The 13,140-nt window shown below is 62.6% G+C and carries 13 protein-coding genes; 3 read left to right on the top strand and 10 right to left on the bottom strand.

Features of this window, described 5'->3' with window-relative positions; genetic code table 11:
- The first annotated feature begins 74 nt into the window (after nt 1–74).
- The gene (locus O148_RS0111145; RefSeq protein WP_026530979.1) at nt 75–443 is read left to right on the top strand and encodes a DoxX family protein; all 369 of its coding nucleotides are present in this window, start codon (nt 75–77) and stop codon (nt 441–443) included.
- A gap of 29 nt (nt 444–472) precedes the next feature.
- Here O148_RS0111145 and O148_RS0111140 read toward each other — a convergent pair whose 3' ends face one another.
- Genes O148_RS0111140 through O148_RS16230 form a run of 3 tightly spaced genes read right to left on the bottom strand, consistent with a single transcriptional unit; the run spans nt 473 to nt 3,282 of the window.
- On the bottom strand, nt 473–1,516 hold the full coding sequence (locus O148_RS0111140) for an L-idonate 5-dehydrogenase (RefSeq protein ID WP_026530978.1): 1,044 nt from the start codon (nt 1,514–1,516) through the stop codon (nt 473–475).
- Nucleotides 1,517–1,552: 36 nt separating this feature from the next.
- Entirely contained in the window at nt 1,553–2,326 is a 774-nt protein-coding gene (locus O148_RS0111135) for a glucose 1-dehydrogenase (protein ID WP_026530977.1), read from the bottom strand.
- Nucleotides 2,323–3,282 carry an NAD(P)-dependent oxidoreductase gene (locus O148_RS16230; protein ID WP_051620126.1) on the bottom strand — a complete coding sequence of 320 codons (960 nt, stop codon included), beginning with the start codon at nt 3,280–3,282 and terminating at the stop codon, nt 2,323–2,325. The genes O148_RS0111135 and O148_RS16230 overlap by 4 nt, the downstream gene beginning before the upstream one ends.
- A 146-nt stretch (nt 3,283–3,428) precedes the next feature.
- On the opposite strand from O148_RS16230, the gene O148_RS0111125 reads away from it, so the two are divergent.
- On the top strand, nt 3,429–4,469 hold the full coding sequence (locus tag O148_RS0111125) for a D-2-hydroxyacid dehydrogenase (protein ID WP_026530976.1): 1,041 nt from the start codon (nt 3,429–3,431) through the stop codon (nt 4,467–4,469).
- Between the two features lie 5 nt (nt 4,470–4,474).
- Here O148_RS0111125 and O148_RS0111120 read toward each other — a convergent pair whose 3' ends face one another.
- On the bottom strand, nt 4,475–5,809 hold the full coding sequence (locus tag O148_RS0111120; protein WP_051620125.1) for an MFS transporter: 1,335 nt from the start codon (nt 5,807–5,809) through the stop codon (nt 4,475–4,477).
- 217 nt (nt 5,810–6,026) lie between these two features.
- Nucleotides 6,027–6,809, bottom strand: coding sequence for an IclR family transcriptional regulator (locus O148_RS0111115; RefSeq protein WP_026530974.1), 783 nt, complete (start codon nt 6,807–6,809; stop codon nt 6,027–6,029).
- Nucleotides 6,810–7,020: 211 nt separating this feature from the next.
- Here O148_RS0111115 and O148_RS16225 point away from each other — a divergent pair, with 211 nt between their 5' ends.
- Nucleotides 7,021–8,751, top strand: coding sequence for a DUF885 domain-containing protein (locus O148_RS16225; protein WP_084157269.1), 1,731 nt, complete (start codon nt 7,021–7,023; stop codon nt 8,749–8,751).
- On the opposite strand, the gene O148_RS0111105 is transcribed toward O148_RS16225, so the two are convergent.
- From O148_RS0111105 to glgX, 5 genes are read right to left on the bottom strand one after another with little or no spacing between them, the layout of a single operon-like run.
- Nucleotides 8,717–9,043 carry a DMT family transporter gene (locus O148_RS0111105; protein WP_205618187.1) on the bottom strand — a complete coding sequence of 109 codons (327 nt, stop codon included), beginning with the start codon at nt 9,041–9,043 and terminating at the stop codon, nt 8,717–8,719. The genes O148_RS16225 and O148_RS0111105 overlap by 35 nt on opposite strands.
- A complete protein-coding gene (locus O148_RS0111100) occupies nt 9,040–9,390 on the bottom strand; it encodes a DMT family transporter (protein ID WP_026530972.1) in 351 nt (116 codons plus the stop codon). Before O148_RS0111100 ends, O148_RS0111105 begins: the two co-directional genes overlap by 4 nt.
- On the bottom strand, nt 9,387–9,917 hold the full coding sequence (locus O148_RS0111095; protein WP_026530971.1) for a mycothiol transferase: 531 nt from the start codon (nt 9,915–9,917) through the stop codon (nt 9,387–9,389). The genes O148_RS0111100 and O148_RS0111095 overlap by 4 nt, the downstream gene beginning before the upstream one ends.
- A 27-nt stretch (nt 9,918–9,944) precedes the next feature.
- Nucleotides 9,945–10,967, bottom strand: coding sequence for an L-glyceraldehyde 3-phosphate reductase (gene mgrA, locus O148_RS0111090; RefSeq protein ID WP_026530970.1), 1,023 nt, complete (start codon nt 10,965–10,967; stop codon nt 9,945–9,947).
- Nucleotides 10,968–10,995: 28 nt separating this feature from the next.
- Entirely contained in the window at nt 10,996–13,119 is a 2,124-nt protein-coding gene (gene glgX / locus O148_RS0111085) for a glycogen debranching protein GlgX (RefSeq protein WP_026530969.1), read from the bottom strand.
- Between the last annotated feature and the right edge of the window lie 21 nt (nt 13,120–13,140).

Raw genomic sequence — 13,140 nt, 5'->3', positions numbered from 1 at the left:
GGGGAATGTTTTTGCCCGCGACACGCTTGATGTAGCCGAACATCCGGGCAACCCGCCCGGAACCTCGCAACCTAGTGAACAGGACACCGACAATGTACCCCGATCCGATTTGGCCCGTCATCGTCATGGCCGCACTCATGATTCTCATGGGCATCGGTAGCATCAAACCCGCCCCGCAAATCGCGCAAACTTTTGAAACGGTCAATCTGCCCAAGCGCGTCTGGCCGCTCATTGCGCCGCTCAAGTTTGCGGGTGCACTGGGGCTGATCCTGGGAATCTGGATTCCCGTGCTCGGCCTCGTGACCATCCTTGCGATCGTCGCGTATTTCGCCCTCGCGCTCGCCTCGCACGTGCGCGTGAAGGACTTCGGCCAGGGCATTGTCGGCTCGGCCGTGATGCTCGCGGCATCCCTCGCCGTGCTCCTGATTTCCTTCGTTTTCTAGCCGCGGCCGAGCCGCCGACCGCGCGGGTGCTAGTCCTGAAAATCCAGGAGGACCTTGGAGGATTGGCTGGAGTCCCGCGCGGTCGCAAACGCGGCGAGCGCTTCATCCGCCGGGTAAACATGCGTAATAATCGGGTCTACAGCAAGGCTCCCGTCCGCGAGCGCGGCAAGGACCTCATCCATCTCGGCGTTGAACCGGAAGGACCCTGAAAGCCGCAGTTCTCGGGAGATCGCCTTGGCAATCTGCACCGGCTGCTCTCCTGCCGGCAACAGACCCACCATGACCACTTCCCCGCCGCGCCGAGTGCCGGTGAGCGCCGAATCCAGTCCGCGCGCGCTGCCGCTGGACTCAAAGGTCACATCCGCGTGAACCTCGGCAAGATCGGACGCCGACGGCGCCTTCAACACCCGATCCGCCCCCACTTGCCGCGCCACCTCAAGCGGCACCTCGGCCAAATCTACCGCGGTGATCGACGCTGCTCCGGCACGCTTGCACACCGCCACAATGAGCGCGCCGATCGGCCCGGCACCGATCACCAAAACATTTTTCCCGGCAACTCCGCCGGAGCGCGCCACCGCATGCCAGGCCACCGACGCGGGCTCGGCCAGCGCGGCCAAACGCAAATCCAGCCCGTCCGGTAGCGGGCGCAACATTCGCGCCGGCAACACCGCTACATCGGCAAACGCCCCTTGGGTGTGCGGGAAATGCGCGGCGCTGCCCAAATACGTTCCGCGCGGGGATAGGTTCGGGCTGTCGGCAGGATAGGGCTCATCCCCGGCGATCTCGGTGGCAGGATGCACCGCGACCCGCGTTCCCACCTCGGGCCCGCTCCCGTCGGCCGCCGCACGCAGCACCGTGCCGACCACCTCGTGCCCGAGCACCATCGGCTCTCGCAGAATCGACAACCCGGCAGCCCCATGTTGCCAATAGTGCAGGTCCGAGCCGCACACCCCGCCAAACGCGATACGCACCATCGCCTCGTCGCGTGCGGGTTCGCCGAGCGCGCGATCCTCCACGCGTACATCCTCCTTGTGATGTACGACGACGGCACGCGTCTTTGTCTCTTGGCTCACCGGGGCACCTCCTTGCCTAAAATTTTCGCTCGCGCTCTAGACGACGGTGGTCATGCCGCCGTCAATAAAGATTGTTTGGCCGTTGACATAGTTGGAGCCGGCCGAAGCCAACCAAATGGCGGGTCCCTTGAGGTCCTCGGGAGAGCCCCAGCGCCCGGCCGGCGTGCGGCCAATGATCCACGAGTTAAACGCCTCGTCATCAACGAGCGCTTGCGTCATGCTGGTGTGGATGTACCCGGGGGCGATGGCGTTGATTTGCAGACCGTGCTTGGCCCACTCGGCGCTCATTGCGCGGGTGAGGTTGCGGACGGCACCCTTAGATGCGGTGTAGGCCCCGATCGTGGGCCGGGCGAGATCGACCTGGACCGAGCCGACGTTAATGATCTTTCCGGAACCGCGCTCAATCATGGAGCGCGCCACTGTGCGTCCGACCAAGAACGCGCTCGTGACGTTGGTGTCCATGACGCGGTGCCAGTTCTCCAGTTCCAGATCCAGGAGCGGAACCCGGTGCTGTAGGCCCGCATTGTTGACGAGGATGTCGAGGTGGCCGACCGTATCTAAGACCCGAGCAATTCCGGTTTCCACGGCGTCGGGGACGGTGACATCAAAGGTCGCGGTGAACACGCGGTCTTCGCCGAATCGGTCCGAAAACACGGAAGCCGCCTCGGCAACTGTCTGCTCGTCGCGACCGTGGATGACAACGGACGCCCCAGATTCCAGCAGCCCCTCGGCAATGGAGTTGCCGATCCCGCGGCTGGAGCCGGTGACCAGCGCCGTCTTTCCGGTGAGGTCAAACAAGGAATCGGTCATGGCGCTTCTCCTTCACAAGAGTGTGGCTTGGCGGTTTGGGCGAGTTCGATGCTGCGCCGAATGACCGATAGGTCATCATCGCCCAAGCCTTGATCGACTAGACGCTGGTACATCGTTGCGGCCGCCGGGACCAGCGTGAGATCAAGGTCGGCGGCGCGGGCGGCATCGGCGGCGCTGCCGAGGTCCTTCACCATAAATTTGGCAGGGCCGCGCACCGTATAGTCACGTTCGGCGAGCCGTGGGGCCATCATGGAGAGAACGTTACTCCCTGCGAGCCCCGCAGACAGCACCTCGTAGAGCGCCGGCAGGTTGAGTCCGTTTGTTTCGGCAATGACCGTGGCTTCGCCAAGGGCGGCCGTCGTTACTCCGACCAGTAGCTGATTGCAGGCCTTGGCAACCGAACCGGCACCCAATTCCCCCATCCGCAAAACGGTGGAGCCCATGGTATCCAGGAGCGGTTTAAGGGCGGCGAAGTCTTCCTCGCTACCGCCCACCATGATGGCCAGCGTCCCGGCTTCGGCGCCGGTGGTTCCGCCGCTGACGGGTGCATCAAGTAAGTGGACCCGGCCGGAGAATCTCTCGTTCAGGCGCGCGCCCAAGGTGCGGATACCGTCCGGGGACACCGAGCTTCCCACGACCAGTCGCTTTTTATCCAGGTCACCGCTGGCAAGGTCGTTGTCCCATTGCGCCCAGAGCGGCTCTAAGACGGATTCAATCTGAGCCAGATCGGGGAGCATCACGAAGATCACGTCGCTCGCAGAAAGTTCGTCGACGGAGGGCACGCCACGCGCACCTGCCGCTTGTAGCGCCTCGAGCGCGGGTATGGAACGGTTCCACACGGCAAGGTGAACGCCCGCCTTCACCATATTGAGCGCCATCGGTTTGCCCATGAGACCCAAACCGACAAACCCCACGGTGAAGTCGGGCTGGATATGATCGGGGTGGGTGTCGCTCATGCGGCGTGCTCCTTTGAAGGCCGGGGCAATTCTGCACTGAACACACTCAGTACACACTCAGAATCACCTGTTCAGTATATTATCCGATATACAGCATATTGAACACCCGCTCGTGAAGGCACGGGTTTCGGAAGTGAGGATAGGCCATGCGCATCGCCATTGCGGTACCCCTGGAAGAAGAACTTGTCGCGAAGATTCGCGAGCAGTTCCCCGAGCACACCGTGGATTATCGGCCAGAGCTCCTGCCGCCGCGCCGCTTCCCGGCCGATCACGCCGGGGACCCTGCTTTTTCCCGGAGCGATGACGCCGAGAAAGAGTACTGGGACATGCTCTTGGACGCGGACATCCTGTACGGATTCCCCAACGAATCCCCCGAAGGACTCGCACGGATTGTGCGCGAGTCGAGGAAGCTCAGGTGGATTCAGGCGATGGCGGCCGGTGCCGGCGGAGCCCTCAAGTCCTCCGGCCTCACTCCCGAAGACCTGGGAGACATTATTATTACCTCCTCTGCCGGAGTGCATGCGCGCCCGCTCGCCGAATTCGCGGTTATGGGCGTGCTGGAGGGCTTCAAAGACGTAGCCGGGCTCCGCGAACAACAAGCCAAGAAGGAGTGGCCAACGGTACGTCAGCCCGTCCGCCTCCTCGACGGTTCCACTGTGGTGATCACCGGCCTGGGCGAGATCGGCATGGAAACCGCCCACTTGCTCGGCACCCTCGGTGCGAAGATCTATGGAACCAAGCGATCGCCGTCGGACATCACCGGCGTGGGAAAAGTGGTGACCAACGCCGAACTCGGTGATTTGCTTCCCGCCGCCGATGCGGTAGTCAATACCCTGCCGGGCACCCCGGAAACCGAGAAGCTGTTCGACTCCGCGGTGTTTGCGGCCATGAAGCCGGGAACGGTGTTCGTGAACGTGGGGCGCGGAACCGTGGTGGATGAGGAAGGACTGCTCGCCGCATTGAATGACGGCACCGTCTCCTACGCGTGCCTTGACGTCTTTGCCGTGGAGCCTCTGCCCGCAGACAGCCCGCTGTGGGAGCACCCGCGGGTGCTCGTGTCCCCGCACACCTCGGCCCTGAGCGAAGCCGAAGCGCGGCTGATCTCCGAGCGCTTCGTGGCGAACCTGCGCGCCCTGGAGCGCGGCGAAACGCTCCCGCACACCGTGGACCCGGTGCGCTTTTACTAAAGCGGCTACTTGTGGGCGTCTTCCGGGGTGACCAGGTCGCGGCCGCGGGTTTCCGGAAGGGTGAACGTGGTGGCGAACGTGATCAGCGAGAGCACGAGCGAGACGATCGCCATGACGAGCCAGGAGTTATCGGTCGCTTTCAGGAGCGCGACGATCAGCACCGGCACGAGCCCGCTGGCGATCATGGCCGAGATTTCGCGGCTGAGCGCGACACCGGTGAAGCGGTGCGTGGAGCCGAAGAGTTCGGGAAGGAGCGCGCACTGCGGTCCGAGCATGGATTGCACACCGAGCGCGATGCCGATCACGATCACCACAATGACGAGCCACGACTGGCCCAGGGTCATGAGGTAGAACGCCGGGATGGCGATGACGGCCTGGAAGAGCGAGCCCCATTTGTAGACCGGGACGCGTCCCACGCGATCAGAAAGCCAGCCAAAGAACACGACCGTGACCGCGGAGAATGCGGCGGCGATTAGGAGGGCGGTGGGGCCGAGCGACTTTTCTTGCGAGAACGCTGCCATCGCACCGATGAAACTGACGGTGACGGCGGAGTAAATGCTGGAGTTGCCGTTTTCGGCCAGGCGGATACCGATACCTTTCAGAATGTTCCACCGGGACTCGTGCCAGACTACGCCGATCGGGTTTTTCGCGACCTGCTTGTGCTTTTCCAATTCTTGGAAGACCGGGGTTTCTTTCAGACGCATCCGGATGATAATCGCGACGACAATGAGGATGAAGCTGGCGAGGAACGGGACGCGCCACACCCAGTCGAGGAGCAACTGCTTGTCGACGAGGCCCAGCAGAGCAAACGTTCCGGCGCCCAAGAGGGTTCCGAGCTGGATGCCGACAAAGGGCAGCGCGGCAAAAAAGCCGCGGCGTTGACGCGGGGCGACCTCGGAAATGAGTGTGGTGGCGCCGGCTTGTTCCGCTCCGGCGCCAAGGCCCTGGAGAATGCGCAGACTCACCAGCAGAATGGGGGCCGCCGGGCCGATCATCGCGTAGGTCGGGAGCAGTCCAATGAGGAAGCTGGCGCCGCCCATTAGCGCGATCGTGGAGATCAGCACCATTTTGCGGCCGAACCGGTCGCCGATGAAGCCAAAGAGCAGGCCGCCCAGTGGCCTTGCGACATAGGCGATACCGAAGGTCGCGAAGGAGGCGATGGTCGCCGCGTCGCCAAAGGGCGCGAAGAAAAGCGGGCCGAACACCAGGGCGGTGGCCAGACCGAAGATGTAGAAGTCGTAGTACTCCAGGGCGGAGCCGATGGAGCTTGCTAGGGTTGCCCGACGCAACTGGTCGGCATCGAATTCATCGCGTTTGGTGACTGCGGTGTCCACGCTCATGGCGTCTCCCTTGACGGCTATGGGGTGACCCTCGTCACCACTATGCTGAACAGCGTACAGCATAGTGGACGAATGCGGGAAATTTTCTTGTTCGCGTGGCTCGCGGGCCGCCCGGTCGCCACACGGCAGCCGCCGTTAGACTCTTCTGCACCGAACTCGCACCGAATTCGGTGCAGATGAGTCTAACGGCGGAGATTCGCCGAGAGCGGGCCCCCGGCTAGGCGTTCGCGAGGAACGGGTCGCCCAAGATATTGGCGAGATTCTTCAACTCACCCACGAGCGCATCCTCCAACTCCTTGGTGAAGGTCGCCTTGAGTGCGGTAACGGAGAGCCCCAGGTTCGCCCCGTGGGTGCCGCGCGTGGGGATCGGGACGGCGACGCACACTACGCCTAGCGTGTTCTCCTCGTCCTCAAACGCCCAGCCGCGCTTGGCAATCGCCTCGAGATCGGCGCGGAGTTTCTTGGGATCGGTGATCGAGTGTTCGGTCAGTCCGGGCAGCGCCGTGCCGTCGGGGAACATTTCCAAGACGTCTTCCTCGTGGCGGCGCGCCAACAGCGCCTTGCCGACCGCGCATAGCGACGCGGGCATCCGGTCTCCGACGTTGGATGTAAACCGGACCGCGGGGTGACCCTCATACCGAGCCAAGTAGATGACATCCTTGCCATCCAGCAACGCCATCCGCACGGTCTCTTTGGACAGCACTGGCGAGGATTCGCAGTAGGAGTGGAACTCTTGGATTTCGTCTTGGCGCCGCAAGTAGGCGCCGCCGAGTTCTACGAGCTTACGCCCCAGCGCGAACCCCGCTTGGGTGCGCGCCACGAGTCCGGCATCCTCTAGCGCCTGGAGCACATTGGAGGCGGAGGATTTGGGAATGTCGAGCTCGCGCGCTAAGTCGCTGAGCGGCAGGCGGCCGGTCTCGGATGCGGCAATCGCGTCCAGCGCGGCGGCCGCGCGCACCACGGCGGGGGCGGAATTCGGGGCAGAAGACTCTGCGGTCATGGGTCTCACTTAAAGTCGATCACTATTTCGTATTCTGTTCAGTATACTGAACAATAGCCACTCTGTGCGACGCGCGGCTCCCAGTGGCCCTCCGGCACGTGCAGCAGCACCCCGGCAGCGCCCTGGCAGCGCGCCCCCGCATCAGTCCGCGGCCCAGCGCGCCCCGTGACCGCGTTCGCCGTAGCGAGCTCGGTCGGGTAATTTGTGCACTATGTCGCCTGACTCCCCCGCCGCGCCCAAGAGCGCGTCCGCCGCGCCGCCCCTCGGGCCGGACACCGCCCTCGCCACGCTGATCGAAACGGACCGGGCGCAATTAGAAAAAGCGGGTTTAGTCCCCCCGGACACCACGGACCCCTTTGCCGCCGCCCTCCCCCGCGTGGATGCCGAAAGCGATGACGAGCGCGCCCGCATTACGGATGCCACCGCTCGAACGCTCGCCACCATCGATCGAGACGCGCTGTCCACCTCGGCGCGAATCGACGCCGAGGTCTTCGATTACCTCTTGCGGGTGCGCGCGGATATGGTCCGCACTCGTGCGCGCGAGTGGCCCCTCAACAGCGACGCGACCTTTTGGACCGGCCTGAATGCCTTTGCGCCCGCGTCTCTTGCCGACCGCGCCATGGCCGATCGTTACCTGAATCTGCTAGCGCAGGTCCCCCGCTTCTTCGCGGAAAATCTGGAGAATTTGCGCGCCGGCGTGGCCCGTGGTTTCGGGCCGGCGCGCCCGGTGATGACCGGTGCCGCGAACTCCTTGGAAGCTCTCGCCCGGTCGACCGGCGCGGAAGCGACCCCTTACTGGAAAGGGTTCGCCGCGCTCGCGGCCTCAAGACCCGGTACCGCCACGCAGAAGGTTCTCGACTCGGCCAGGAAACTCATTGAGGGCACCCTGATTCCGCTGCACCGCGACGCGCACGAATTTCTCACCGCCGACTATTTGCCGCACCTCCCGGAATCGCTCGCCGCCACCTGGCGCCCGGGCGGCGAGGATTATTACCGCTCCTTGATTTTTGAGGCGACCACCGAAGACTGGGACCCGGAACAGCTGCATGCCTTGGGCCTGGAGCAGGTCGAATTGATTCGCGCCGAAATGGAGCAGCTTGCCGCCAACCTCGGCCACCGCGGCGACCTTCCCGGCTTGCTCGCCTTCATGAAAACGGACTCGCAGTTTTATGCGCGCACGCCCGAGGAGTTGCTCCACTTTGCCGCGTGGCAAGCCAAGAAGTTCGACGGCGTTGCGCACCACTATTTCCCTCGCGCGCCTAGGCGCCGGTTTGGCATCTTCGAACCGGCACCCGAAATTGCGCCCACCTATACCGCCGGTCGCGGCGGACCCGGCCTCTACATTGTTAACACTTATGACCTTCAATCCCGCCCGTTGTACGGTATCCCGGCGTTGACTTTGCATGAGGGAGCACCCGGTCATGCCTGGCAAATCCCCTTTGCCCAGGAAGCTCCGGAAGTGTCTGATTTCCGCAAGAAGGTTTATATGAGCGCGTACGGAGAGGGGTGGGCGCTGTACTGCGAACGGCTCGGCGAAGACATGGGCATCTACGCTAACGACTATGAGCGCATGGGCATGTTGAGCTATCAAATGTGGCGCGCCGTTCGCCTGGTCGTGGATCCGGGCATTCACGCGCTTGGGTGGACCCGAGATCGGGCGGTCGCCTATCTTGGCGACAACACCGCGCTGTCCGCGCATGAGGTGGGAACCGAGGTTGATCGCTACATCACCTGGCCGGCTCAGGCGACCTCCTACTATCCCGGGATGTTGCGCATTCAGGCGGCACGCCGGCGCGCCGAAGATGCCCTTGGCGACAGGTTTTCGCTACCGGATTTCCATCACGCCGCACTGACCCTGGGCTCCGTGCCCATGCCCACCTTTGATCGCGAAATCGACCGGTACGTGGCTAGTGCGCTTGCGACCCCAGTTCCACAATCATGACGCCGAGCCCAATGAGCACAATGCCGATCCCCATGATCCAGGTCAGCGGTTCTTTGAAGATCAGCCGCCCAATAATGGCGGTCAGCGCGACACCGACGGCCGCCCAAATACCGTAAGCGATTCCTACCGGCATCCCGAGCGAGAGCACCACCGAGAGCAGCGAAAACGCCACCACGTAACTGGCCACGACCGGAATGATCCAAGCACGTTTTTTGAATCCCTCGGAGGCCCGGAGCGACATGGTTCCGGTGACCTCGAAAATAATTGCTCCAGCGAGCGCAAGCCACATCATTGCACGCGCTCCTCAACTTGGGCGTGGGCCTTTTGCGAGCCAAACTCGACGAGCAATACACCGGCGATAATGACCGCAATGCCCAGGGCAATGACCCAGGTGAAGGGATCACCGAAGACGATGGCCGCGATGATGGCGGTCAGCGCGACCCCGCTTGCCGCCCAGATACCGTAGGCGACGCCAATAGACATGCCCTGCCGCAAGACCAGCGCTAAAGCGACAAAAGCAATCCCGTAGCCGAGAATGACTCCGGCGTAGAGCCAGGGCTGGTCCATGGCCCCGCGCAAACACAGTGTCGCGCTGACCTCACTAATGATGGCAATGCTCAGGAAGAGCCACTTTTTCATGATGTGACACCGTTCTGCAGCAAGCCCTTAAGGTAGGCGGCCTGCCCTAGGTGCTGGGCACAGTCGTCCACGATCGAGACGAACCGAACCCCAAGGGTCACCGGCGGGTCCCAGCGCTGATCAACCACGCGGTCCAGATCTTTATCGGTGAGGCTCGCAAGGTAGCTAGTGGTGGTCTCGGCGACCTTCGCATAGTAGTCGGAAAGCAACTGGGGATCGCTGAATTTCACGGCAGCGACTTGCTCTGGCGTGTGCCCATACCCGGTGGAGTTTTTCGGCAAATCCAGGGCGGCGCGTTCGGCGAAACTTCCCTCATCTGCAGACGCGAGCCACACCTGTTCGGTTCCGGCCGCTTCGGCGACCTGGGCGTCTTCTACGCGCGCGGTGTGCCACAGGAGCCAACCAATACTGTTGGCTCCGGGTTGCACTTGCCAGGCAAGCTGTTCCGGATCGAGCCCGGTCGCGATCTCTGGAAAGCCGTCATGATTGCGGCTCAGCGCGTCCTTCAATACTTCTGTTGCCAGCATCCCTCTCCCCCGTTTTTGTCACGGCGTCTACTCTTTGCGCAACGCCCTTGCGGTATCGATCTCTTCCAATTCCTGTGCGCTAAAGTCAAGATTCTTGACTGCCTCGAGATTATCTTCCAGCTGTGCGACCGAGGACGCACCGATCAACGCGGACGTCACCGGCGCCACCCCGCCGGGTTGCTCTCGCAAAATCCAGGCGAGCGCCATTTGCGCGAGGCTTTGCCCGCGGGCACTGGCGATCTCGCCCAGGGCGCGGATGGATTCCAGCGTGGACTCGGTGAGATTGCGTTCGCTCAAGAATTGGCCTTGCGCGGCACGCGACCCTTCGGGAACACCGTGCAGGTAACGGTCGGTCAGGAGCCCCTGGGCCAGCGGCGAATACGCAATCGACCCCGCACCCACGTCGGTGAGGGTGTCCAAAAGACTCGGGTCTCCATCCTCGACCCAGGTGTTGAATATGTTGTACGTTGGCTGATTGATGAGCAGGGGGGTTCCCAGCTCGGAAAGGAAGGCCGCGGCACGCGCGGTGGTATCGGCGTCGTAATTGGAAATGCCCGCGTAAAGCGCCTTGCCGGAGCGCACCGCGCTATCAAGGGCGCCCATGGTTTCTTCTAGCGGGGTGTCCGGGTCGGGACGGTGGCTGTAGAAAATATCCACGTAGTCCAGACCCATGCGCTCCAGCGACTGGTCCAGGCTCGCGAGCAGATACTTGCGCGAGCCCAGGTCACCGTAGGGGCCGGGCCACATCAAGTGTCCGGCCTTGGTGGAGACGATGAGCTCGTCGCGGTACGCGCCGAGGCCCTCGCGCAAGTGTCGACCGAAGTTGAGCTCGGCGCTGCCCGGCGGCGGTCCGTAGTTGTTTGCCAGGTCAAAGTGATTCACGCCCAAGTCGAAGGCGCGGCGCAAGATGTCGCGTTGAACGTCGAAGTTCTTGTTGTCCCCGAAGTTGTGCCACAGCCCCAGCGACACGGCAGGAAGTTTAATGCCGCTGCGTCCGGTGCGGCGGTAGGGCATGGTCTCGTAGCGATTATCGCTGGCGTGAAAGGTCATACTGGTATCTTGTCACGGCCGGCACCGGTCAGGGAGCGACACAGCGCAACACGAGGGCGCTGTGCGCAGCCATCACGACGGTGTCCCCCGCGGACAATTCCTCACTCTCGGCCTCCGAGCGCACGCCATTGCCCGAGCCGGTATTGATTTCCGCGACCCAGCGCGCACCGTATGCACCATCCGGGATGGTGATTTCGGCTTCCTTCCCATCGGCGTTGAAGTACAGGATGAACGAATCATCGACAATGCGCTCCCCGCGCTCATCGGGCTTGCGAATCCCGTCCCCGTTGAGGAACATGCCCAAGGTTTTGGCGTTTCCGTTGCTCCAATCGTCGCCCTCCATGACGTTGCCGTTAGCCTCCAGCCAGACAATATCGGGGAGTTCGCGGCCATTGGCGCCGCGCACCATGTCCCCGGTGAAGAAGCCGCGCCGCCGGAAGGTGGGGTGTTTGGCGCGCAACCCGGTGATGGCCCGGGCAAAGGTCAGCAAATCCTGATCGGCCGCCGCCCAGTCAATCCAGGACAGTTCGTTGTCCTGCGCGTAGGTATTGTTATTGCCCAATTGGGTGCGGCCCAGCTCGTCGCCGTGCGAAATCATCGGTACACCCTGGCTGAGCAGCAGCGTTGTCCAGAAGTTGCGTTGCTGGCGGGCGCGCAAACTGTTAATGGCACCGTCATCGGTATCACCCTCAACCCCGCAGTTCCAGGATCGGTTGTCATTGGTGCCGTCGCGATTGTCTTCGCCGTTGGCTTGGTTGTGTTTCTCGTTGTAGCTGACCAGGTCCCGCAGTGTGAATCCGTCATGCGCGGTGACAAAGTTGATTGACGCCATTGGTGTGCGTCCGCTGCTTTGATACAGGTCGCTGGATCCGGTGAGCCGGGAGGCGAGTTCCCCAATGGTGGCAGGCTCCGAGCGCCAGAAATCGCGTACCGTGTCCCGGTATTTGCCGTTCCACTCGCTCCACTTAGGCGGAAAGTTCCCCACTTGGTAACCGCCGGGACCCAAATCCCACGGTTCGGCAATCAGTTTGGTCTGTGAAATCACCGGGTCCTGTTGGATGAGGTCGAAGAAGCTGGAGAGCCGGTCGACATCGTAAAAATCGCGGGCGAGCGTGGACGCCAAATCGAATCGGAACCCGTCCACGTGCATCTCGGTCACCCAATACCGCAGCGAGTCCATGATGAGTTGCAGGGTATGCGGGCTTCTCACGTTCAGCGAGTTACCGGTGCCGGTGTAATCGACATACACCGACTTGTCCTTCTCATCGAGCCGGTAATAGCTCGGATTGTCGATACCGCGCAGGTTCAGCGTCGGCCCGAGCCCGCTGCCCTCGGCGGTGTGGTTGTAAACCACGTCCAGGATCACCTCGATCCCGGCGTTGTGCAGACCCTTGACCATGTCCTTGAACTCGGTGATCTGTTCGCCGCACGCCCCGCTCGCGGAGTACCGATGCTCGGGCGCGAGAAAACCGAGGGTGTTATACCCCCAATAATTGGTGAGACCGCGTTTGATGAGCGCATCATCATTAATGAATTGGTGCACCGGCAACAGCTCAATAGCGTTCACATTAATGGACTTGAGATGCTCGGTAATGGCCGGGTGCGCCACGGCGGCGTAGGTTCCGCGAATGTTCTCCGGAATGTCCGGGTGCGTTTCGGTCAACCCCTTGACGTGCGCCTCATAAATGACGAGGTCGCGGTAGGCGTGTTGCGGGCGGGACTCGCCGCTCCAGTCATAACCGGTGTCCGCCACCACGGACATCATCGTAAATGGCGCAGAATTCTCCGCGTTGGCGGTCTGCGGTTCGCCAAAGGTGTAGCCGAAAACGGCCTGTCCCCATTCGATATCCCCGCAAATTGCCTTGGCATACGGGTCAAGCAGCAGCTTGGCCGGGTTGCACACGACGCCCTGCGCCGGATCCCACGGCCCGGACACCCGAAACCCATAGCGTTGCCCCGCCTTGATCCCGGGCACGAATATGTGCCAGATAAATGCGTCCACCTCGGTGATGGGCAGGCGGGTTTCCTCGCCTTGATCGTCAAAGAGGCAAAGTTCGACGGCGGTAGCCACCTGGGAGAAGAGCGCAAAGTTGGTTCCCTCCTCGCCGAGCGTCGAACCGAGCGGGTAGGACTTACCGGGCCATGACTGCATGAATCTCCTAGCGTTGGGTCG

Origin of the sequence: Haematomicrobium sanguinis DSM 21259, from assembly GCF_000688395.1 — a bacterium.
GTDB classification, from domain to species: domain Bacteria; phylum Actinomycetota; class Actinomycetes; order Actinomycetales; family Micrococcaceae; genus Haematomicrobium; species Haematomicrobium sanguinis.
This window is presented reverse-complemented; position numbering and strand designations above follow the sequence as displayed.